This window comes from Demequina sp., from assembly GCF_016278775.1.
Lineage (GTDB): Bacteria > Actinomycetota > Actinomycetes > Actinomycetales > Demequinaceae > Demequina.
Genome location: NZ_JADQBF010000001.1, coordinates 1 through 20,652 on the forward strand (window position 1 = coordinate 1; position 20,652 = coordinate 20,652).

Below are 20,652 nucleotides of genomic sequence, written 5' to 3' on the forward strand. Positions count from 1 at the left end.
GCGTCCCACCGGCCGACCTCGTCGTGAAGTGGCGCGCGCGTCTCGCGACGCCTGCGGACATCGCCTAGGGCTTGCCCTTGTCGCCGGGCGTCACAGGGGCATTGCCCTTGTCACCAGGCGCCTCGGGAACCTTGCCCTTGTCGCCGGGCGTCTCTGGGGCGTTGCCATTGTCGCCGGGCGTCTCTGGGGCGTTGCCGTTGTCGCCGGGCGTCTCTGGGGCGTTGCCGTTGTCACCGGGCGTCTCTGGGGCGTTGCCGTTGTCGCCGGGCGTCTCTGGGGCGTTGCCATTGTCGCCGGGCGTCTCTGGGGCCTTGCCGTTGTCAGCCTTGTCGCCGGAAATCTGCCGGGCAAACTCGCTCACGGAGGCGCCGAAGTCTGCGCCTCGAGATTCCTGACCGGCCATCCACTCGAGCATCGTGGCTACCCGAGCGCGGACATCATCGCCAGACGACTGCGAGGAGACGGCAATCGCAGCACGGTGCAGCGAAGCCGCAGCCTCGTCATCTCCGTCGTCTTCGAGTGCCTCGACCACAAGGTCCAGAGCGGTGTCTACGTCGCCCTGCGCGAGCACCTGCTGAGCCTCGCCGAGCCGTTCGGGCGTGCCTCCATCGAGGATGCCGACGCTCTCGAGTGCCTGGTCGACGCCGTAAAGCAAGTCTCCCGGCGCGGCATCGTTCGCCGCGGCGGCTCCCGCCACCCCGAGTCCAGACACTGCAGCGAGGCCGATCGCGGCCGCCATCCTGCGGCGCCACGGTGCGACTGCCACGGCGCGGCTGCGGGTGGGAGTGGCGTCGGTCGGGGCCGCAGCCGCCACCGCGGCAAACTCAGTGGCGAACGCGGAGACTCGCTGGGCGTCTGGTTCAACGACGAGCGCCGTGCGCAACGACGTGAGCGCGCCGTGGAGTCCGGCAAGCGCAGGGTCGCTCGGCGCGCGACCGGCCAGTAGAGCGTCGACGTCGCGGTCTGAGAGCGGGGAGTGGTTTTCCATGTCATCTCTGTTATCGCTGGGCGATCCGTTTTTGTTACGCATCGTCCGCGATTTCTTTTCTGAGGTCGCGCAAGGCACGGTTCTGGAGTGCACGGACGGCTCCTTCTGAGGTGTCCAACACCTCGGCCGCTTGCGCCACAGAAAGGTCTGCGACCACGCGCAACAGCAGCACCTCCCGCTGAGCGTCCGTCAGGTGGTCGATCAAGGCATGGACCTCGATCATGGACATCGAGGTCATCGCCTCGTGTTCGACGTTGCCTAGCCACTTGCGCTCCGCGTGCGCGTGAGCCTCTTCGCCATCCGCGACCGGCACCTGGCGGCCCTTTGCCCGCCACGCGTCCTGCATGCGCCGATGAGCGATGGTGAACACCCAGGACCGGAAGGCCTCTTCGTCACCCTTGAATCGATGGATGTCCTTGGCCACGCTGAGGAATGTCTCTGACACCAGGTCATCGACGTCGGGAGCGCCCGCACCTCGCAGGTAGCCGCCGACGGGGCCTGCAAGATCGCGGTAGATCGACTCCCAAGCCCACGCCGCCCCGGTGCGCGCGGCGGCGAGAGTGGACGCGAAGTACTCCTTGAGACTCACGTCACCTCCGTCGCCGTCCGACCCTACTCGTCCTATCGGCGCGGTTGCGGTCGCGATCACAGAATCGGGTGCTGAGAAACAAGAAGACCTCCGCCTGCGGCAGAGGTTTCTGGTAGCCCCGACGGGATTCGAACCCGCGCTACCGCCTTGAGAGGGCGGCGTGCTAGGCCGCTACACAACGGGGCCCTAGCTGCGCACCACCAACAGCGGGCGCGAGAGACAAGAGTACCGGATGCTCTGAGACAAAAGCCAATCCTCGGGCTCGCCAGTCCGCGGATTGTGCCCCTTGCGAGAAACCGCTTGACTTATGTAAACTTGAGTCACGGTCGCTCAAGTTTGGGCGCCGTCCAGGATATGCAAGGAGTTGGCCCATGACCACCGCGCCCCAGTCCCCCACCGAGGAGCAACAGCCCAGCGCACTTGAGCAGTTCGGTCAGGACTTCACGGCACTCGCCGAGGCGGGTTTGCTCGACCCCGTGATCGGCCGAGACGAAGAGATTCGCCGCGTCATGCAGGTACTCACGCGCCGCACCAAGAACAACGCAGTCCTCATCGGCGAGCCGGGAGTCGGCAAGACCGCGATCGTCGAGGGCCTCGCCCAACGCATCGTCGCGGGCGATGTTCCCTCCTCCCTCAAGGACCGCCGGGTGGTCGAGATCGCCATGAGTTCCGTGGTGGCAGGCGCGGCCTACCGCGGCCAGTTCGAGGAGCGCCTCAAGGCGATCCTGGCCGAGGTCGAGGCGGCCGAGGGGCGCATCGTCCTCTTTGTCGACGAACTCCACACCATCGTCGGCGCTGGAAAGGCCGACGGCTCCGTCGATGCGGGCAACATCTTGAAGCCGATGCTCGCTCGCGGGAAGCTCCGCATGATCGGCGCTACCACTCTGAACGAGTATCGGGAACACATCGAGACAGACTCGGCGCTGGAGCGTCGCTTCCAGCCCGTGTTCGTGGGCGAGCCGAGCCTGGACGACACCGTGGCGATCCTGCGCGGCCTCCAAGAGAAGTACGAGGTGCACCACGGGGTGAAGATCACGGACGAAGCAATCGTGTCGGCCGCCACGCTCTCCGATCGCTACATCCCTGACCGGTTTCTGCCAGACAAGGCGGTCGACCTCATCGACGAGGCCACGTCTGCGCTCAGGATGCAGCTCGACTCGATGCCGATCGAGCTGGATCGCGCCAGGCGCCGCATCATGCAACTCGAGATCGAGCGCACCCAAGTCGCGAAAGACAAGTCCGATCACGCGCGGGCCCGCCGTGACGAAATCGACGACGACATTGCGAGGCTGAAGGAAGAATCCGAACGGTTGAACATGCGCTGGGCACGCGAGAAGGACCTCATTGTGAGGGTGTCCGGCGCCACCGAGAGACTCGAGTCGCTGCGCGGTGAACTCGACAGGGCGGAACGGTTTGGTGAGTTGGAGAAGGCCGGGCGCATCCGTTACGGCGAGATCCCGGCAGCCGAGAAGCAAATGGCCGACGCCCGAGCCGAGTTGGACGCCATCGCACCGGATGAGCGCATGTTGCGCGAGGAGGTCACTGGGGAAGACATCGCGGCCGTGGTCGCCAAGTGGACCGGCGTTCCCGTCGAGAAACTCCTCACGGAGGAGTCCGCGAAGTTGGGGACCCTCGAGGAGCGGTTGCACGAGCGCGTCGTGGGCCAGGATCGCGCCATTGCGTCGGTGTCCGACGCTATACGGCGTGCCCGCGCGGGCCTGTCCGACGCGCATCGGCCGATTGGGTCGTTCCTCTTTCTCGGCCCCACCGGAGTGGGCAAGACCGAGTTGGCGCGCGCCCTCGCGGAGCAACTCTTCGACGACGAGCGCGCCATGATTCGCATCGACATGTCGGAGTACATGGAGTCCCACGCAGTGAGCCGACTCATCGGCTCTCCCCCTGGCTACGTGGGGTACGACCAGGGCGGCCAGTTGACGGAGGCCGTGCGGCGTCGGCCGTACTCCATCGTTCTGTTCGACGAGGTGGAGAAGGCACACCCCGACGTGTGGAACGTGCTGCTCCAGGTGCTTGACGACGGGCGCCTCACCGACGGCCACGGCCGCACCGTCAACTTCACGAACACCGTTATCGTGATGACGTCCAACCTGGGTTCCGATGTCATGCTCGCGTGGGATGGGGTCGATCGGTCGGCCCTCGAGGAGGACCTGCACGCGGTGCTCAGGCGAGCGTTCCGCCCGGAGTTCCTCAACCGGCTGGACGACGTGGTGGTGTTCGACCGCATCGATCCCTCCGCCATGGAGGCGATCGTCGACACGGAGCTCGCGAAGGCGGTGGCCCGCATCGAGCAGGCGAAGGACATCACGCTCACCGTGACAGCGGAGTTGCGCGCGTCCTTGGCCAAGGACGGCTTTGATCCCCAATTTGGCGCCCGGCCTCTCAAGCGCCTCATCGCCACGCGGGTGCTCAACGAGCTCGCAAAGGAGATTGTGGACAGACGCCTGCGCGAGGGCGACAAGGTGACGCTCGGATGGGAACGCGGAGCGCTCACCACTCAGGTGCACTAGGCGGCCACGGCAGCGTTCCCGCGGCTAGTCGGGGTCTGCGTGTTGCGACGCTCTCCAACGCGCGATGAGCTCCTGCTCATTCGCGCTGGGGGCCCGGCAGCCGCACACCTCAACGTGCTCGCTGTGCCATTGCCCGCGCTGAGCCTCGGTGGCCTTTGGTGGCATGCGGTGATCGGCGTGCCACTCACGATTGATCTCACCCATGGTGCTCCCTGGTCCAGACGAAAACACCGTAGATACGACAAAGGCCCGCTTGCGCGGGCCCTTGGTCACGGCTGGGGTACAAGGATTCGAACCTCAACTAACTGAACCAGAATCAGTCGTGCTGCCAGTTACACCATACCCCAATGGTTCCTCGCCGAACCGAGAAGCAAGTCTACCCGAGCGGGGCCCGTCTCCAAAACCGCAAGAGGCTCAGCAGGTGAGAGCAAGCACGTCCGGCAGTTCCACCAAAGACTCGATCCGCACCACGTTGTCGGCAATGTCGCCCTCCTGCGGTGGCATGCCCGGACGGTCAAGCCAGACGCCAAGGGCGAGTCCTGCGGCGGCGGCCGCTCCCGCATCGATGTCCTTCTCGTCCCCCACGTAGACCACCGAATTGGGGTCGAGCCCCAGCATGCGTGCGCCCTCGACGAACACGCGGGGGTCAGGCTTGCCCACACCGAACCTATCGATGCCGACGAGCATCCTCACCCGAGCCAGCCCGCTACTCGCCAACTTGCGCTCTTGGTAGCCGTGGTCGGCGTTGGACACCGCGCCGTACTCGATGCCGCATCGGTCCAGCGTGTCGAGCAACGCGTGCGCGTCGTCGTGAGCCTGCCACCCCTCGCGAAACGCCTGCTCGAAAATCTCATCCCACTGCGCGTACTCCCCCGCGTCCATGGGCTCGCCGCCGAACGCCGCGTGCAACTCGTTGGCACGACGCATGCGCTGCTCGCGGTGCGACATCTCCCCCCGGGCATGGGCGCGATACCAGCCGCCAGCATCCACGCGCCAGTGAATGCCCATCGCCTCCAGGTCGTGGGGCCCAGGCAGGTAGTGTTCCGCAACGGCTGCCAGAGCGTGCCGGAAGGCGCCCCGCGTGTTCACCAGGGTGTCGTCGATGTCGAGCAGGACGCCGGCGACGGCCTTCGCAGTCACGAGTCGATGGCCGCGCGCAATCGGCGCAGGCGGGCTAGGGCGTGATCGGACCCCAAGATTTCCATGGACTCGAACAGCGGCGGCGAGACGAGCCTGCCGGTCACGGCCACCCGCAAGGGGCCGAAGGCGAAGCGCGGCTTGATGCCCATCCGCTCCACCAGCACCGCGGTGAGCGCCTCTTGCTGCGCCGTGGCGGCGAAGTCCTCAAGGCCCTCCAGCACCTGGATCGCAGCGTCAAGAACGTCGGCGGCATTGTCAGGCAACTTGGCCATGGCGGCCTCGTCGTACTCGAACGCAGCGTCGTCCACAAACAGGAACCCCAGCATGCCTGGGGCCTCGCCCAGCAGCGTCATGCGCGTCTGGACCAGCGGCACGGCCAGAGCGAGCGTGCCTTCCTCGTGAGGAGTGAGGTCCCTCACCGATGGCCCCGACACGAGCCCTGCTGAGTGCAGGTACGGCACCACTCGTGCAGCGAAGTCGGCCAGCGGGAGCATCCTCATGTGCTCTGCGTTGATCGCCTCCGCCTTCTTGAGGTCAAAGCGCGCCGGGTTGGGAGTGCAATCGGCGATGTCGAACGCCTCGACCAGCTCGTTGACGGTGAAGACGTCGCGGTCCGGTCCGATGGCCCACCCCAGCAGCGCCAGGTAGTTCAGCAGGCCCTCTGGCAGGAAGCCCCTGTCCCTGTGGTGGAACAGGTTCGACTCTGGGTCACGCTTGGAGAGTTTCTTGGTTCCCTCCCCCAGCACCATCGGCATGTGCGCGTACTCGGGCACGGCGTCGGCCAGCCCCAACTCCACCATGGCTCGCCACAACACGATCTGGCGAGGCGTGGAACTCAGCAGATCCTCCCCGCGCAACACGTGCGTGATCTTCATGAGGGCGTCGTCTACCGGGTTGACCAAGGTGTACAGCGGAACGCCGTTAGCGCGCACGATGACGTAGTCAGGAACGCTGCCTGCTGGGAACGTGACGTCGCCGCGAATGAGGTCCGCGACCGTGATGTCCTCGTCCGGCATGCGCATCCGGATCACGGGCTCGCGACCCTCCGCACGGTACGCGGCCTTCGCCTCGTCACTCAGGTCGCGGTCGAAGCCGTCGTAACCGAGCTTGGGGTCACGGCCAGCGGCGCGATGCCTCGCCTCGACCTCTTCTGGCGAAGAGAATGCCTCGTAGGCGTAGCCTCCCTCGATCAGCTGGCGCACCACGTCGGCGTGCAACTCACGGCGCTCCGACTGCCGGTAGGGGCCGTAGGGTCCGCCAACGTCGGGGCCCTCGTCGTACGTGATGCCCAGCCAGCCCATGGCGTCGAGAAGTTGCTCGTAGCTTTCCTGGGAGTCGCGCTCCGCATCGGTGTCCTCGATGCGGAACACCAGGTCGCCGCCGGTGTGGCGCGCGTATGCCCAGTTGAAAAGCGCGGTGCGCACCATGCCCACGTGAGGCATCCCCGTGGGTGACGGACAGAATCGAACGCGGACCTTGCTCATGCAGTCTCTTTCCTTTGAGGCTCGTCAGTCAGTCGCGACGGATCACGGGATTGCGCAACGTGCCGATGCCTTCGATGTCGATCTCGACCACGTCGCCGTGATGCAAAGCGGTCACGCCCGACGGTGTTCCCGTGAGGATCACGTCCCCTGGAAGCAAAGTGACGATCTCGGACACCATGGCCACCGCGTTCATGACGTCCACGAGCATGTCGGAACTGTGGCCCGTCTGTACGGGCTTGCCGTTGATGCGCGACGAGACCTCCACGTCGTCGTGCGCAAGCTCCGTCTCGATCCACGGCCCCAGCGGCAGCGAAGTGTCGAAGGCCTTGGCGCGAAACCACTGGTCCTCGAGCCGCTGCAAGTCGCGCGCGGTGACATCGTTGGCGCAGGTGAAGCCGTAGATGTAGTCCTCAGCGCTTTCGGGGCTGACGTCCTTGCACAGCCTGCCGATCACAATGGCGAGCTCGGCCTCAACCTGGACGTCTTGAGAGTACGGGGGCAACACGATGGGGTCATCGGGGCCGATCACGGTGGTGTTGGGCTTGAGGAACAGGATGGGCACCTCTGCCGCCGGACCCCTGCTCGGGATTTCCTTGGCGTGCGCCTCGTAATTCTTGCCAAGGCACACCGCCTTGGAGCGAGGGATGACGGGCGCGAGCAGGCGCACGTTGTCGGCATTCAGCGGCAACCGCTCCCCGGTGGGTTTACCCGCGATGTACATCGGATCCCCTGAGAGGACAATGAGTTCCTCGTTGCCGGGCTCGCCGTCGACGATGGCGTACTTGGGTTCGTCCCCTGTGGTGAAACGGGCGATGCGCATGGACCCCAGCCTAGCCGCCGCCGAAACGCTGGCCCGCGCTTAGCATGGACCAATGACCCCCCTAGGCCACGCGCAGATCATTGATGCTGGCAACGCCGGGCTCTCCCGGGTGCTGGCCATCACCGATGCCCACCCTGCCGAGCACTTGGGCGAGGCCTGGCTCGAACGCACCACCACCGACCTGCTGTCTCACCTCCACGCGTGGCACCTCCTCTTTGAGGGCTGGGTCGAGGCGGATCAAGCGGGTAACACGGTGGCGTACCCCGCCGAGGGCTACTCGTGGCGCGACCTCGACGCCCTGAACGAATCCCTCTACACATTCCACCGAGCGCGCGAGCACGCCCAGACTCGGGCGCTCCTGGTCGAGTCGCACGAGCGGGTGTGCGCGACGATTCGGGCGCTCCCCGAGGTGGAGTTGACCACGCCTCAGTCTCGCGAGTGGCTGGGCGATGAGTCGCTCGGCGACGTCGCACACGAGTGCCTTGGCGCTCACTACGAATGGGCGCTCGGGATTCTCGAGGCGGCGGGCTTCAAGGCCGATTCGTGACGGCAGGCCCCACGGAAGCCACCGCCGGGGCCTCCCCGCGGATCGCCGCCGCCATGCGCTGGCCCGGCCGCATCGTCGGGCTTGACCTTGCGAGAGCCGCCGCGATTATCGGGATGCTGGCGGCTCACGTGGGCGATTCCGGCCACCGCGGCAACGACGCCGACGGTTGGGGTTGGCTGTGGGTGGCGGACGGGCGCCCGTCCGCGGTGTTTGCCGTGCTGGCGGGCGTCACGGTGACACTCATCGCAAGGGCCGACGCCGTGGGCGCGGGCCACGCGGCGATCCGGGTGGCCGTGCGTGGCGCCATCCTGATCGGTGCGGGCTTCGCGCTCGGTCTGCTGGACACCCCGATCGCCGTGATACTGACACATCTGGGCGTGATGCTGCTGGTGGTGATACCGGCGATGCGGTGGGGAGCGCGCGCGCTCTTCGCGGCTGGCGGCGTGGTCCTCGTGGGCGGAGCCGTCGCCTATCACAGCGTGGCGCTTGCCGCGGAGGGGATTCCCGTCGCCCAGACGCTGACGGGCGGCTACTACCCCGTCATCGCATGGGCGGGGTACGTGCTCGTCGGCATGGGGATCGGACGCCTGGCTTTGCGGGAGGTGGCCACCGCGGGCGCTCTCGTGTGGATGGGTGCGGTGGCCGCCGTCGCTGGCTACGGGCTAGGGGCGCTGGCGGGCTCCACCGCGCCGTGGCAAGAGCCGGCGGGGCCATGGTGGGCCTCACTCGAGGCGCACAGCACCTCGCCAGCAGAGATGGTCGGCAACACGGGCGTGGCCCTTCTGGTGATCGGGGTATGCCTGCTCCTGGCGCGTCCCACCGCTGTGTTCTTCCCAGTGCTTGCCTTCGGATCTATGTCGCTCAGCGTCTACACGGCTCACGTGATCGTGATCGCGATGGCGGGCGATCAGATCGTGTGGGAGCCATCCAACGTGTCCTTCGCGGCGCTCACCCTGTCGCTCATGGCGGCAGCCACCGTATGGCGAGTGGCGTGGGGCGCCGGGCCGTTGGAGCGCCTGATGACGATCGCGTCCTCCCGCACGGCAGACGCCCTGGCCGCGCCTCGGGTGCCGCACGCTCCACGGAGACGGTAGGCCCTATGTCCGTTTCATCTGTGCGGGCGTCTGCTTACACTGGCTCCCTATGAAGGGCACGCTTGCACCTGTGACGCGTCCGCGGCGGTTCGCGCGGGCGCGCTTTGTGATGCTCGGCGGCGCGCTCCTCATCGCGGCCATCGTCGCGCTCTCGGTTCACATCCCGCACTCCGTCTCGCTCTCCGCGGCGAGTGCCCCCGCCGATGCGTCCGTGACGTCGCACGCCATGGCCGTCGGTCACCTCGACCATGCACAACCCGCCATCGCACCCGCGGACGCCACGTGCGTCACGTGCGGCATGGAGCAGGAAGGCATCGCCTTCGCGTGCGCGCTCGTCCTGTTCGTGATGGCCATCATGCGGCTCGCGCCGCGCACCACCGTGCGCGTGATGGCGCGGGTGAGCCGGGTGTGGAACGTGAGCCGGTGGTCGGCCGTCATTCCGCCACCGCAACCACCCAGCCTCCACGCCCTCTGCATTAGTCGGACGTAGAACGCCGCGAGTTTCGTAGGGACTGCGCAGCGCTCCCCGAGAGCACGCTCCCGCAACCCAACCGCCCCTGACCCGGTCTTCACGACCCTTGCCGACGGCACTCGCCGTCGCGCCGCTCCGTTTGCCTCATCGCCGCTGCAACGCGCCGACCGAGCGAACACCTCACTTTCACCAGAAGGATTTCTCATGTCACACCACCCCCTCCTCCGCGCCCCAGGGCGCACCATTGGCACCCTGGCCTTCGCCGTCGTCGCTGCGTTGGCCTTGTCAGCGTGTTCCACAGCCGATCCGGCCAGCACGGAACCCGCGGCCCCGAGCGAGGCCCCCCAGCCGCAAGCTGCCATGATGGCGGACCACGGACTCGACGGGCTCGACGCCCGAGAGGTCATCGACACGCTCGACGCCCTCCCGCTGGCCGAACGCTCTTCCACGCTCATGGCCTCCATCCGCCCGAACGAGCTGCTGCTCTCGGACAGTCAGGAACGCGAGACCGCCCTGGCCATGCCGGAAGACGAGTTCTACGTCTCGCTGGCTCCGTACGTGAACCAGACGCACGACTGCTACTTCCACAGCCTGACCACGTGCACGGGCGAGATGCAGAACACCGAGGTAGACGTGGTCGTGACGGACAAGGCGACCGGCGAGGTGCTGGTCGAGGGCACGCACACCACGTTCGACAACGGCTTCATGGGCCTGTGGTTGCCTCGCAACATCGACGCGACCATCACGATCGAGTACGACGGCCTCTCGGCAACGTCTGACCTGTCGACCCGTACAGACGACGACGCCACGTGCGTCACCACGATGCAGCTCGCATAGGCAGCGGGTTGAGTGCGCTCCCTCCCGGTCGGTGATCCGTGCCGGGAGGGGGCCCCCGCTGAGACAATGGCGCCATGAGCATCGTGCCCCGAGTCTTGACGCGCGACGAGTGGGTCCCGCTCGCCGATGCTCACGCCGCACGCGCCGACGCCCTCACCGCCAGTTACCGCGAGCGCGCTGGCCGGGGTGAGCGGCACGCGATCGAGGACTTCCTGTTCGACTACTACTCCGCACGGCCGGCCCATCTGCGGCGCTGGCACCCCGGCGTCGGCGTCAGTCTCGAAGGCGCCCCTGATCACGCGGGGTGGCGCTTCTATGCGACGGCCGATGGCGTCACCTCCGTGGACGCCGCGGCGTTCTGGGAAGCGAAGGGCTCGACCGTCGACTACGTCGAGTCTCTGTTGCGGGCCACGGAAGGGCGACCGGCCATGCGCGGCTGCTTCGGGCTTCACGAGTGGGCCATGGTCTATCGGGCTGGCGAGGATCGCCGCCACACGCTGCCGCTGCGGCTGGGCCAGGAAGGGACCGACGCCGTCGTGGACTCGCACGACCTGGCGTGCACGCACATGGACGCCTTCCGCTTCTTCACCCCTGAGGCCGCGCCGCGCAATGCGCTGCAGCTCACGCGCGCTGACCAGCCGGCGCGCGAGCAACCAGGCTGCCTGCACGCGAACATGGACTTGTACAAGTGGGCAGGGAAGCTGGTGCCTGCCGTGCCCAGCGAGACGGCGCTCGACGCCTTCGAGCTCGCCATGGAGATCCGCTACCTCGACATGCAGGCGTCGCCGTACGACGTCACCGAGTTTGGGCTGGAACCCGTGCGCATCGAGACGCCCGAGGGCAAGCGTGACTACGCGGAGCGACAGGCGGAGTTCTCGCGCCGGGCGGCGCCCCTGAGGGACAGTCTCATCCAGGCGTGCGTCGCGGCCAGGCAGGCAGCTGGGGTGGCCACCTTCGCGGGCTAAGCCCTCCCGTTCCTATGCACCAATGAGTCGCTTCAGGACTCGCTTCCAGTTCGCCTCGGCCTGCTGCACACTGCCAAAGCGGCCTAGGTCGCGGTGGTGGTACCTACGCCCATGGCCGGCCATCCCAAGGACCTGATCGAGGACCACGGCCCGCGTGCTCGGGGCTAGAGGTTCCCACCGCGGGTGGTACGCCTCATCCGCAACACGTTGAAGCAACCCGCTGTCACCGTCCCGCAGGCCCACAATCGCCTCGGCTAGCCACAGGACAATTGGCTGAACATCAGAGTGCGGGGAATAGAGCGACCGCGCTTTGGCAAGTGCGTCTTCACAACCCTGGTCTCTGGCAACCGCCTGTGCGCAGAGGCCGGACCGGACTGAACTGCTTGCGGCCGACCTCAGAGCGTCCACGTCGCGGGCACGACCTTCAGCCGTCCCGCGCCCAGCCAAGGCCTCGGCAAGGACCGCACTTGAGAGGTTCTCCTGAAACAGGCGGTGGTGATGAGAGTCGCGGTGCCGCTCCGCCTGAATCCTGCGGATCCGGGCGGCCTCTGCGGGCCGACCCTGAGCCATGGCAATGTCGGCGTAGATAAGCCTGTTCTCATCACGATCATCGGTGGTCTCCAGAAACGTCCACAGATCGTCGGACCTCTCGAGTTGGAGTAGTGCGTACGCAACCTGGTATTGCAGACCGCGGTCCGTGGGGCTGGCGCGGTGGCGGCGCTGGAATATCTCGAGCGCGACGGGCCAGTCACGACCCTTCAACATGTACCCCAAACGCAGTTCCGCAAACCTGACGATCGCCTCCGGGCGGCTATCGTCGCTGAGAAACCGCTTCACAAGCGAGATTCTCTCAACCTTGGATGGATCCTGGTAGATGGCGAAGAACTCGCCAACATGGTCGATCCAACGGCCACCTCGGTCACGGTACGGAACCCGAAGCGAAACGAATGCGGGGGTCTTCAGAAGCGCATCCACTAGCCAGGTCGGCTCAAGATCGTAGGATTCGCAGAGTTCTGCGGCGAGATGGACACGATCTCGGGCAGCGACGATGTCGAGGCCTACGAACCGATCGCCGCCCAGGACATCAACCAAGCGTCCAGCTGCGTCCACCCGATCCTGGTGCACCCACGCCCCGGGAAGTGCACGATCCTCTTCAAGAACTGCGCCACGAGTTGCCGCATGAAGCCGCAGAGGGAAGATACCCGCGACAGGTTCTTGGACCAGCGGGTCTGCAACTAGCCTGCTCACCGCTCCTGCGGAGCACCCGCTCGCCAACTGGATCAGGTCGGGAGAGAAGCGACCGGCGACCGCCGCAAGTCTCACCAACTCGGCCACGTCCGGGTCGAGATGGTGGAGCAGTCGTCTCACCACATCACCGAAATCGAGACTGACCTCGGCAAGGTCAGCCGACGTTGTCGCGTGGTACTGGCGCGCAAGCTTGATTCCAAGCCCAAGATGCAACGGCCACCCTTCCGCCGCACGCACGACTCTTTCGATGGCGTCGAGGGACAAATCGGGCATGTCCTCAACGACAAGCCGCACGTACTCCGACTCCTGCCGCGCATCAAAACCGTCGACCCTGATCTGAGGGACCCCTTGTCGCCCAGTGGACCAGGCGCTGCGCGACGGCAGCTCTCGTCGAGGCGTAAGGCCCCAACTAGGCTGTCGCTTGGAGGCGAGCACCCAGAAGATGCTTGGCAAGGCTTCCAGCAACTCCTTCAGGAGTTCCTCCCCACGGGCCGTAGTTCCCAACACACCCTCGATCGCGTCGAGGAAGCAAACGGTGATGGGTACCGCTTCGCCTGCGTTCTCTAGGTCCCACTCCAGCACCTGGGCCAATGCGACCAAGTCGAACTGGGAACTGCCATCCTCCACCCAGTCGAGGAACGGGCCCAGTGACGGATTGGCAGAGCACTTGCGACCGTCTCGGCGTCTGTCGCGGTGCTCACGCATCACCCTCTCCGCGCACACAGCCAGGACGTGGGAGACAGAGACCCCGACATTCGCCGAGGGGTCGATGCCAAAAGGCGAGTCGGCGGGCCCCTCTAGGCTCAACTCAATACTCGCGCCGACGAATCCATTGACAGCACGGACGATGTTCTCCACGATGCTGCGATCGGCACTCGTGAGACTTGGAACCAGCGGAACCCCTGGCCGGAAGCGCGACCACGCTGTCGCGAGCGCCACGTCGAATGCGTCGAAAGCCCGTCGCGGGCCCGGCACGACCATGCGTAGGCGGACCAGAAGCTCGAGGAGATCGAGTTCGGAGCGATTTTCGTACGACACCAGGACCGCGACAGTTCGGGCCGGGGGCACGATCTCCGCACGCTCCTGGCGACAGGTCCGGCAAAGCTGCTTGAGCAATGCAGACTTCCCGACACCGCTGACACCTAGAAACAGAATCGCATTCTCGCCGAACGAGGTCATGCGAGCGCGACTTCCGCGGCCCTCCGCATACCGTTGCAGGGCGAGCCTGAAGAGATCCTCTTCGTGCTCTCGATGGACGAGAACCATGCCGAAACCCCCAGTCTCGTTGACGAGCAAGATCAGAGTATCGGAGGCCCTTTCCGCGGTCGCACTGTCGTGGCAATCACAATGGGCCCAGCGAGCAATGCCGCTCTTCTTCCCTGACGAACGGGACGCGCTCCGGAGCGCGCCAACTGGGAGCCCCTCGCCGCCGCGCAATGCGCTGCAACTGACGCGAGCTGACCAGCCCCTGCACGAACAGCCCGGCTGCCTGCACGCGAACATGGACTTGTACAAGTGGACAGGGAAGCTCCTGCCAGCCGTACCCAGCGAACTGGCGCTCGACGCCTTCGAGCTCGCCATGGAGATCCGCTACCTCGACATGCAGGCGTCGCCGTACGACGTCACCGAGTTTGGGCTGGAACCCGTGCGCATCGAGACGCCCGAGGGCAAGCGTGACTACGCGGAGCGACAGGCGGAGTTCTCGCGCCGGGCGGCGCCCCTGAGGGACAGTCTCATCCAGGCGTGTGTCGCGGCCAGGCAGACAGCTGGGGTGGCCACCTTCGCGGGCTAAGCCCCTGCGCGGGCTTGGTCGACACCCTTATTAGCGAGAGCGTCGGCGCGCTCGTTGCCGGGATCGCCAGCGTGGCCCTTGACCCATACCCACGAGATCTGGTGGCGGGCCACCTGTGCGTCGAGCTCCTGCCACAGTTCCTTGTTCTTGACCGGCTTCTTGTCGGCGGTACGCCAGCCGTTGCGCTTCCAGCCGATGATCCACTTGCTGATGCCGTTCATCACGTACGTCGAATCCACATGCAGCGTCACCGCGCACGGTTCCCTGAGGGCCCTGAGCCCCTCGATCACGGCGGTGAGTTCCATGATGTTGTTGGTGGTGTGTGCGGCGCCGCCGCACAGTTCGCGTTCACGGTCACCGAAGCGCATCCAGGCGCCCCACCCGCCGATGCCGGGGTTGCCTTTGCAGGCCCCGTCCGTCCACATATCTACTGCTGGCAGGCTCTCGGTGGTCACGCCGATACCCTACCGGCCCGAGGAGCCCGCACCGGGCTGCCGCGTCGGGCTAGGCGCAGCGGCCCAGCGCGGCACAATGGGGGCATGTCCAAGCACGCGGCCAAGCACGCGCATGCGGCCACCCCAGCCGTGGCGGCGCTCGTCGCTGAGCAGGTGCCGCACACGCTTCACGCCTACGCACACGACCCGGCAACCGACCTCGGATACGGCCTCGAGGCCGCCGCCGCGCTGGGCGTCGAGCCGGAGCAGGTCTTCAAGACCCTCTGCGCGTACGTGGATGGCCGCCTGTGCGTGGGCATCGTCCCCGTCACTTGCAAGCTCGACCTCAAGGCCCTGGCGCACGTGCTGGGCGGCAAGCGGGCCGAGATGGCCCCGCCTGCCGATGCCGAGCGGTCGTCGGGGTACGTGGTGGGCGGCATCTCCCCCATCGGCCAACGCAAGGCACTCCCTACGGCGCTCGACGAGACGGCGGAGTTGTTCGACACCATCTACGTTTCTGGCGGACGGAGAGGCCTTGATATCGGCTTGTCGCCCTCTGACCTCGCGCGTATCACCGGCGCGGCCGTTGGCCCGATCGCAAAGGACTCCTGAGTGACTGACAACAACGGCATGCCCGATTACGCTGCCCGCCTCGCCCACGTCAAGGCGCGCATCCATGCAGCAGAGGCGTGGAGCGGGCGCCTGGGTTCCGGCGCGCGGGTGCTGGTGGCCACCAAGACGGCCGACGCCGACGCCGCAGCCGCCGCGGTGCGCGCAGGCGTGCGAATCGTGGGCGAGTCGCGCATGCAGGAACTCGAGGAGAAGGGTGAGGCGCTCAAGGGCGCCGGCGCGCAGATCCACGTGATTGGGCAGTTGCAGCGCAACAAGGCCGCGATTGCGGTGCGGTGGGCCGACTGCGTGCAGACGGTGGACTCGCTGTCGCTCGCCGAGCGGCTGTCGCGCCTGTGTGTGCAGGCGGAGCGGGACCTCGATGTGATGATCCAGGTGAATGTGTCTGCCGAGCCGACCAAGGCAGGGGTGGCACCAGACGAGGCCCTCGCGCTTGCGTCGGCCGTGCAGGACTTGCCAGCTCTCACCGTGATCGGCTTCATGACGATCGGGCTCAACTCAAGCGACGAGTCGGCGGTGCGCGCTGGGTACGCGCGGCTCACGGCGCTTCGCGACGAGGCGCTGGTGCGCTCCGAGCGCGGCGAACTGCCGCTGCGGGCGGCGTGGGAACTCTCGATGGGGATGTCCAGTGATCTCGAGTGGGCGGTGGCAGAGGGCGCGACGATGGTGCGCGTGGGCACCGCGATCATGGGTGATCGTCCCAGGTAGACCCCTGGTACGGGTCGCGCTGTCAAGGTGACTTGACAAGACTCCTCATGTCAAGCATCCTTGTCATGACAAGGAACCTTGACAGTGAAGGGAGGCGTCGGTGATCAACTCGGTCCGCGACCTGCGGGAACTCAGAGGGCTGTCTCAAGCGGCTCTCGGCGACGCCCTCGGCGTATCGCGCCAGACGATCAACTCGATCGAGACCGGCAAATACGACCCCTCCCTCCCTCTCGCCTTCGCCATCTCTCGCTACTTCGACCGCACCATTGAGGAGGTCTTCGATGACCAAGCAAGCTAGCCAGTCAGCGCCACGCAGCGCCTTACGCATCGCCGTCGGCGCCGGTTCGGGGGCGGTGGCCGCCGCCGTGCTCGCCTCCATCGCGTGGGCCGCCGGTAACGACTCCTTCGCCAATGGCATCGTCTGGGGAGGCACTATCGGCATCGCTGCCGTGGTGACGCTACTCATGCTCGCCCGCACGCGGTTCGCCACTGCGGAAGCTCGTCTTGTCGCGCACGCGGCGGACGAGCGCGAGCGGCGCCTTGCCACGCGCGCACTCGCGGTTGCGGCCGTCACCATGTACGCGGCCGCGGTGCTCACCGCCATGGGCACCCTGTTTGGGCTGGAGGCGGAGGCGAGCCTTGCCATCATCATGTTCACGGGACTGATCTCCGCCGCGGTGGCCTTCGCCATCTCGGTGCGGCGGGACTAAGCCAACGCGGCCAACCCAAGCAAGGTCACCCTTCGTGGATGCAATGCCTTGCGCGGCGCTAATCTTTGCCCATGGCTAAGTCCACACACAAGGCAGACCTGTTCAGAGGCCCAGACGAGGCGGACATCTCGTCGCGCCTGAACTGGTTGCGCGCGGGAGTCCTGGGCGCAAACGACGGCATCGTCTCGATCGCCGCGCTGCTGGTGGGTGTTGCCGCGGCCACGACCGACGCCAAGGTGATCTTCACTGCCGCCATGGCGGGCATTGCGGCGGGCGCGCTGTCGATGGGAGTGGGCGAATACGTCTCGGTGTCGAGCCAACGCGACGCAGAGAACGCTCAGCTCGCGCGAGAGCGCATCTGGCAGCAGGCTCGCCCCGCTTGGGAACTTGAACAGCTGGTGCGGCTCAACATGAAGACCGGCATGTCGGAGACCACCGCACGCCAGGCCGCCACGGAACAGCACGAGCACGACCCGCTCACTATTCACGCCAAGATGCACCTGGGGATCGACCCCGACGAGTTGACGAACCCGCTCGCCGCGGGAATCGCCTCGTTGATCGCGTTCACGGTCGGTGGCGTCGCTCCCCTGCTCACCATCCTCTTGCTTCCCAACAGCCTGCGCATCCCGCTCACCTTCGCGGCGGTTCTCGTGGCCCTTGCCTGCACCGGATACGCCTCCGCCAGGATTGGCTACGCGCCGACGTTGCGCGCAGTCGTGCGGAACATCGTGGGCGGCACCGCCGCCATGGCCATCACGTACGGCATCGGCCTCCTGGTGGGCAGCGCCGTCGTTTAGGGGACGGCGTGGGCTACGGGACCGCGTTGACTTAAGGGACGGCGTTGATCCATTCGGGCGTAGCGAAGCGCTCCGTCACGAGGCGCTGCGCCCTGTCCACCTCGGAATCGCTCACTGCACCAGCGACCGTCGTGTAGCGCGACGCGAAGTAGGCGAGGAACGACTCGATGATCGCCTCGCGTGTCATGCCCGTCTGGCTGCGCAGCGGATCCACTCGCTTGTTGGCGCTCTTGGTGCCCTTGTCCGACAGTTTCTCGCGGCCGATCCGCAACACCTGGAGCATCGCGTCGGCGTCGATGTTGTAGGCCATCGTGACGTGGTGCAGCACGGCGCCAGACGTGTACCTCTTCTGAGCCGCTCCCGCGATCTTGCCCGCCGGCGAGGCGATGTCGTTGAGCGGCACATACGTGGCCTGGATCCCCAACTCCTGCAGCGCCCCGAGCACCCAGTCGTCAAGGAAGGCGTAGGACTGCTCGAAACTCAGCCCCTCCACGAGCGAGATGGGCACATACAACGAGTAGGTGATGGTGTTACCGGGCTGAATGAACATTGCCCCGCCGCCGGAGACCCGACGCGTCACGGTGATGTCGTGAGCCGCCGCACCCTCCGCGTCGATCTCGTTGCGCACCGATTGGAACGAGCCGATCACCACCGTGTTGCGCTCCCATTCCCAGATGCGCAGCGCGGGACCGCGCTCGCCAGCGCCGACACCTTGAGCGATCACGTCGTCGAGCGCCATCTGCAGGTGCGGTTCCCGCGGCACGTCGTGGATCAACTCGAACGTGTGGTCCTGCCAACTGGTTGCGTGGCCGAGCGCGCGCCGCACCGCTATCGCGACCGCCTCCGGGCTGAAGCCGACGAACTGGGCGTCTGGGCCCGCCGCTCGCGCCACGTCGGCGGCCATGTCAGCCACCGACGTCGTGGTCGGCAAGCCGATGAGTGTTGCGTTGATCGCCAACAGAGCGTCGGAAGGCTCCAAGAAGAAGTCTCCCGAGATCACCACGCCGCTCAGGGCGGCGTCCGCGCCCGCTCCTTCGACCTCGACATCCGCAACAACGAGCTTGCCGCCAGGAATCTTGTATTCACCATGCACGCTGTCCATTGTGCTCGCTCGCGCGAGGTCAGAAGGACGACGCAGGGCTTACGGGTTAGGGGCGACTCCCGCCTTGAGCAGGCCATACAGAAGGGCCTCCGTGAGCGCCTCCCAGGAGGCCTCGATGACGTTTGGCCCCACGCCCACGGTGCGCCAGGTGTAGCCGGTCTCGGTGTCGGCCGTGGTGATGAGCACTCGCGTGACGGCATCGGTGCCGTGGCTGGCCTCCATGATGCGCACCTTGAAGTCCGTCAACTCGAAGCGAGCGATCTCCGGATACACGGCCACCAGGGCCTGTCGCAAGGCGTGGTCGAGCGCATTGACAGGGCCGTTGCCCTCGCCGACGGTCAGCAGCCGACGCTGTCCGCCAGCACGTAGCTTGACGACGGCCTCAGCGTCGGCCTCGCGCGGGTCGCCTGGTGCGGACGCGACGTGCACCGTCCACGTCTCCACGTCCCAGAACCGGGGGGATTGGCCCAACTCGTGACGCAGCAGCAACTCGAAGGACGCATCGGCCGCGTCAAAGGTGTAGCCGGCAGCCTCCGCTCGCTTGACGCGGTCCGTGACGCGCCCCAGCAGTTCCGACTGCCCCGTGAGATCGAAACCGAGTTCCTTGCCCTTAAGTTCGATCGAGGCGCGGCCTGCCATCTCTGAGACGAGCATGCGCATGTCGTTGCCCACGTGTGCCGGGTCAGTGTGCTGGTAGAGGTCGGGGTCGACCTTGATAGCAGAAGCGTGTAGCCCCGCCTTGTGGGCAAACGCAGACGCGCCCACGTACGGCTGGCGCGGGTATGGGGCGATGTTGGTGATCTCCGAGATGGCGTGCGCGATGCGCGTCGCCTCCTTGAGTCCGTCGCCCTTGAGCGTGATGGCGCCCCGCTTGATCTGGAGGTTTGCCGCCACGGCCACGAGATCCGCGTTGCCGGTGCGCTCTCCATAGCCGTTGACGCAGCCCTGGACGTGCGTGGCTCCCGCGCTCACGGCGGCCATGCTGTTGGCCACCGCGCAGCCAGAGTCGTTGTGCGCGTGCATCCCAAGCGCAGTCTCGGTGCGGGAGTCCACATCGGTAACGATGCTCGCCACATCGTCTGGAAGCATCCCGCCATTCGTGTCGCACAAGACCAACGCCGACGCTCCCCCGTCCTGGGCTGCCAGCAGCGCCTTCACCGCATAGTCGGGGTCGAAGCGGTACCCGTCAAAGAAGTGCTCTGCGTCCAGGATGACCCGGCGGCCCTCGCTCACCAGGAACGCGACAGTGTCCTCGATCATGCGCAGGTTCTCGTCGCCGCTCACGCGCAAGGCACGCTCGGCGTGGCGGATGTCAGACTTGGCGACGAGCGTGATGATCGGGGCCTCGGAGTCGACGAGAGCCCGCACCTGCGGATCGTTGCTTGCCGTGGTGTCTCCGCGTCGCGTCATGCCGAAGGCCGCGAACTGCGCGTGCGTAAAGGAGAGCTCCTTGTGCACGAGGGCGAAGAACTCGGTGTCCTTGGGAACGGCGCCGGGCCAGCCGCCCTCAATGACGCCCACGCCCAGCTCATCGAGCAAGGCCGCGATGGCCATTTTGTCGGCCACAGAGAGGTTCATGCCCTCTTGCTGAGCGCCGTCACGTAGCGTCGTGTCGTAGATCTCGACGGTGAGATCCGCCATGGTCGTCTCCTCGGTTCACTCGTGCTCCGCGCTGCCATCATCCCAACAAAAAAGCCCCCCATGGCGTTGGGAGGCTGCGCGTCGGGGGTTCCGACGCGCTACGGAATAATGACTGCGGCGTACATTGCG

21 protein-coding genes and 2 tRNA genes are annotated in these 20,652 nt (G+C 66.4%); 12 read left to right on the forward strand and 11 right to left on the reverse strand.

What is annotated here, in order from left to right:
- Nucleotides 1-64 precede the first annotated feature (64 nt).
- From QZZ33_RS00005 to QZZ33_RS00015, 3 genes are all read right to left on the reverse strand, one after another.
- Nucleotides 65-988 (reverse strand): hypothetical protein, encoded by a 924-nt coding sequence (locus QZZ33_RS00005; RefSeq protein WP_291377414.1) that lies wholly within the window; start codon nucleotides 986-988, stop codon nucleotides 65-67.
- 34 nt (nucleotides 989-1,022) lie between these two features.
- Nucleotides 1,023-1,577 (reverse strand): RNA polymerase sigma factor, encoded by a 555-nt coding sequence (locus QZZ33_RS00010; protein WP_291377415.1) that lies wholly within the window; start codon nucleotides 1,575-1,577, stop codon nucleotides 1,023-1,025.
- A gap of 110 nt (nucleotides 1,578-1,687) precedes the next feature.
- Nucleotides 1,688-1,763, reverse strand: a tRNA-Glu gene (locus QZZ33_RS00015).
- 185 nt (nucleotides 1,764-1,948) lie between these two features.
- Between QZZ33_RS00015 and QZZ33_RS00020 the strand changes: the two genes are divergently transcribed.
- On the forward strand, nucleotides 1,949-4,102 hold the full coding sequence (locus QZZ33_RS00020) for an AAA family ATPase (RefSeq protein WP_291377416.1): 2,154 nt from the start codon (nucleotides 1,949-1,951) through the stop codon (nucleotides 4,100-4,102).
- A gap of 275 nt (nucleotides 4,103-4,377) precedes the next feature.
- On the opposite strand, the gene QZZ33_RS00025 is transcribed toward QZZ33_RS00020, so the two are convergent.
- From QZZ33_RS00025 to QZZ33_RS00040, 4 genes are all read right to left on the reverse strand, one after another.
- Nucleotides 4,378-4,449, reverse strand: a tRNA-Gln gene (locus QZZ33_RS00025).
- A gap of 67 nt (nucleotides 4,450-4,516) precedes the next feature.
- Nucleotides 4,517-5,242 (reverse strand): HAD family hydrolase, encoded by a 726-nt coding sequence (locus tag QZZ33_RS00030; protein WP_291377417.1) that lies wholly within the window; start codon nucleotides 5,240-5,242, stop codon nucleotides 4,517-4,519.
- Nucleotides 5,239-6,726: a glutamate--tRNA ligase gene (gene gltX, locus QZZ33_RS00035; protein WP_291377418.1), complete on the reverse strand. Its 1,488-nt coding sequence runs from the start codon at nucleotides 6,724-6,726 to the stop codon at nucleotides 5,239-5,241. Before gltX ends, QZZ33_RS00030 begins: the two co-directional genes overlap by 4 nt.
- Nucleotides 6,727-6,754: 28 nt before the next feature.
- Nucleotides 6,755-7,546, reverse strand: coding sequence for a fumarylacetoacetate hydrolase family protein (locus QZZ33_RS00040; protein ID WP_291377419.1), 792 nt, complete (start codon nucleotides 7,544-7,546; stop codon nucleotides 6,755-6,757).
- Between the two features lie 52 nt (nucleotides 7,547-7,598).
- On the opposite strand from QZZ33_RS00040, the gene QZZ33_RS00045 reads away from it, so the two are divergent.
- The 5 genes from QZZ33_RS00045 to QZZ33_RS00065 all read left to right on the forward strand — a co-directional run bounded on the left by QZZ33_RS00045 (nucleotide 7,599) and on the right by QZZ33_RS00065 (nucleotide 11,461).
- Nucleotides 7,599-8,093: a ClbS/DfsB family four-helix bundle protein gene (locus tag QZZ33_RS00045; RefSeq protein WP_291377420.1), complete on the forward strand. Its 495-nt coding sequence runs from the start codon at nucleotides 7,599-7,601 to the stop codon at nucleotides 8,091-8,093.
- The gene (locus QZZ33_RS00050) at nucleotides 8,090-9,187 is read left to right on the forward strand and encodes a heparan-alpha-glucosaminide N-acetyltransferase domain-containing protein (RefSeq protein WP_291377421.1); all 1,098 of its coding nucleotides are present in this window, start codon (nucleotides 8,090-8,092) and stop codon (nucleotides 9,185-9,187) included. The genes QZZ33_RS00045 and QZZ33_RS00050 overlap by 4 nt, the downstream gene beginning before the upstream one ends.
- Nucleotides 9,188-9,236: 49 nt before the next feature.
- The gene (locus QZZ33_RS00055; RefSeq protein ID WP_291377422.1) at nucleotides 9,237-9,677 is read left to right on the forward strand and encodes a hypothetical protein; all 441 of its coding nucleotides are present in this window, start codon (nucleotides 9,237-9,239) and stop codon (nucleotides 9,675-9,677) included.
- A 186-nt stretch (nucleotides 9,678-9,863) separates the two neighbouring features.
- Nucleotides 9,864-10,496, forward strand: a complete 633-nt coding sequence (locus QZZ33_RS00060) for a CueP family metal-binding protein (RefSeq protein WP_291377423.1) — start codon at nucleotides 9,864-9,866, stop codon at nucleotides 10,494-10,496.
- 74 nt (nucleotides 10,497-10,570) lie between these two features.
- On the forward strand, nucleotides 10,571-11,461 hold the full coding sequence (locus QZZ33_RS00065; protein WP_291377424.1) for a 3-methyladenine DNA glycosylase: 891 nt from the start codon (nucleotides 10,571-10,573) through the stop codon (nucleotides 11,459-11,461).
- Nucleotides 11,462-11,473: 12 nt separating this feature from the next.
- On the opposite strand, the gene QZZ33_RS00070 is transcribed toward QZZ33_RS00065, so the two are convergent.
- The gene (locus QZZ33_RS00070) at nucleotides 11,474-13,747 is read right to left on the reverse strand and encodes a hypothetical protein (RefSeq protein ID WP_291377425.1); all 2,274 of its coding nucleotides are present in this window, start codon (nucleotides 13,745-13,747) and stop codon (nucleotides 11,474-11,476) included.
- A gap of 226 nt (nucleotides 13,748-13,973) precedes the next feature.
- Here QZZ33_RS00070 and QZZ33_RS00075 point away from each other — a divergent pair, with 226 nt between their 5' ends.
- Nucleotides 13,974-14,501, forward strand: coding sequence for a hypothetical protein (locus tag QZZ33_RS00075; protein ID WP_366475258.1), 528 nt, complete (start codon nucleotides 13,974-13,976; stop codon nucleotides 14,499-14,501).
- On the opposite strand, the gene rnhA is transcribed toward QZZ33_RS00075, so the two are convergent.
- Nucleotides 14,498-14,926 carry a ribonuclease HI gene (gene rnhA, locus QZZ33_RS00080; protein WP_291377438.1) on the reverse strand — a complete coding sequence of 143 codons (429 nt, stop codon included), beginning with the start codon at nucleotides 14,924-14,926 and terminating at the stop codon, nucleotides 14,498-14,500. The two genes, QZZ33_RS00075 and rnhA, sit on opposite strands and share 4 nt — an antisense overlap.
- 114 nt (nucleotides 14,927-15,040) lie before the next feature.
- Between rnhA and ybaK the strand changes: the two genes are divergently transcribed.
- From ybaK to QZZ33_RS00105, 5 genes are all read left to right on the forward strand, one after another.
- A complete protein-coding gene (gene ybaK, locus QZZ33_RS00085; RefSeq protein WP_291377426.1) occupies nucleotides 15,041-15,547 on the forward strand; it encodes a Cys-tRNA(Pro) deacylase in 507 nt (168 codons plus the stop codon).
- Nucleotides 15,548-16,273, forward strand: coding sequence for a YggS family pyridoxal phosphate-dependent enzyme (locus QZZ33_RS00090; protein ID WP_291377427.1), 726 nt, complete (start codon nucleotides 15,548-15,550; stop codon nucleotides 16,271-16,273). It begins immediately after the preceding gene.
- 100 nt (nucleotides 16,274-16,373) lie between these two features.
- On the forward strand, nucleotides 16,374-16,571 hold the full coding sequence (locus QZZ33_RS00095) for a helix-turn-helix transcriptional regulator (protein ID WP_226097463.1): 198 nt from the start codon (nucleotides 16,374-16,376) through the stop codon (nucleotides 16,569-16,571).
- On the forward strand, nucleotides 16,555-16,983 hold the full coding sequence (locus tag QZZ33_RS00100; protein ID WP_291377428.1) for a hypothetical protein: 429 nt from the start codon (nucleotides 16,555-16,557) through the stop codon (nucleotides 16,981-16,983). Before QZZ33_RS00095 ends, QZZ33_RS00100 begins: the two co-directional genes overlap by 17 nt.
- A gap of 71 nt (nucleotides 16,984-17,054) precedes the next feature.
- Nucleotides 17,055-17,780, forward strand: a complete 726-nt coding sequence (locus QZZ33_RS00105; protein ID WP_291377429.1) for a VIT family protein — start codon at nucleotides 17,055-17,057, stop codon at nucleotides 17,778-17,780.
- Between the two features lie 31 nt (nucleotides 17,781-17,811).
- On the opposite strand, the gene QZZ33_RS00110 is transcribed toward QZZ33_RS00105, so the two are convergent.
- The gene (locus QZZ33_RS00110; protein WP_291377430.1) at nucleotides 17,812-18,873 is read right to left on the reverse strand and encodes a biotin/lipoate A/B protein ligase family protein; all 1,062 of its coding nucleotides are present in this window, start codon (nucleotides 18,871-18,873) and stop codon (nucleotides 17,812-17,814) included.
- A gap of 48 nt (nucleotides 18,874-18,921) precedes the next feature.
- Entirely contained in the window at nucleotides 18,922-20,523 is a 1,602-nt protein-coding gene (cimA, locus tag QZZ33_RS00115; protein ID WP_291377431.1) for a citramalate synthase, read from the reverse strand.
- Nucleotides 20,524-20,652: the final 129 nt, after the last annotated feature.

What these genes read in the sequence shown, in the direction of transcription:
- QZZ33_RS00005 (WP_291377414.1), bottom strand. Translation starts at nt 988, where the DNA reads ATGGAAAACCACTCCCCGCTCTCAGACCGCGACGTCGACGCTCTACTG.
- QZZ33_RS00020 (WP_291377416.1), top strand. Translation starts at nt 1,949, where the DNA reads ATGACCACCGCGCCCCAGTCCCCCACCGAGGAGCAACAGCCCAGCGCA.
- gltX (WP_291377418.1), bottom strand. Translation starts at nt 6,726, where the DNA reads ATGAGCAAGGTCCGCGTTCGATTCTGTCCGTCACCCACGGGGATGCCT.
- QZZ33_RS00040 (WP_291377419.1), bottom strand. Translation starts at nt 7,546, where the DNA reads ATGCGCATCGCCCGTTTCACCACAGGGGACGAACCCAAGTACGCCATC.
- QZZ33_RS00045 (WP_291377420.1), top strand. Translation starts at nt 7,599, where the DNA reads ATGACCCCCCTAGGCCACGCGCAGATCATTGATGCTGGCAACGCCGGG.
- QZZ33_RS00055 (WP_291377422.1), top strand. Translation starts at nt 9,237, where the DNA reads ATGAAGGGCACGCTTGCACCTGTGACGCGTCCGCGGCGGTTCGCGCGG.
- QZZ33_RS00060 (WP_291377423.1), top strand. Translation starts at nt 9,864, where the DNA reads ATGTCACACCACCCCCTCCTCCGCGCCCCAGGGCGCACCATTGGCACC.
- QZZ33_RS00065 (WP_291377424.1), top strand. Translation starts at nt 10,571, where the DNA reads ATGAGCATCGTGCCCCGAGTCTTGACGCGCGACGAGTGGGTCCCGCTC.
- QZZ33_RS00075 (WP_366475258.1), top strand. Translation starts at nt 13,974, where the DNA reads ATGCCGAAACCCCCAGTCTCGTTGACGAGCAAGATCAGAGTATCGGAG.
- rnhA (WP_291377438.1), bottom strand. Translation starts at nt 14,926, where the DNA reads ATGTGGACGGACGGGGCCTGCAAAGGCAACCCCGGCATCGGCGGGTGG.
- ybaK (WP_291377426.1), top strand. Translation starts at nt 15,041, where the DNA reads ATGTCCAAGCACGCGGCCAAGCACGCGCATGCGGCCACCCCAGCCGTG.
- QZZ33_RS00100 (WP_291377428.1), top strand. Translation starts at nt 16,555, where the DNA reads ATGACCAAGCAAGCTAGCCAGTCAGCGCCACGCAGCGCCTTACGCATC.
- QZZ33_RS00105 (WP_291377429.1), top strand. Translation starts at nt 17,055, where the DNA reads ATGGCTAAGTCCACACACAAGGCAGACCTGTTCAGAGGCCCAGACGAG.
- cimA (WP_291377431.1), bottom strand. Translation starts at nt 20,523, where the DNA reads ATGGCGGATCTCACCGTCGAGATCTACGACACGACGCTACGTGACGGC.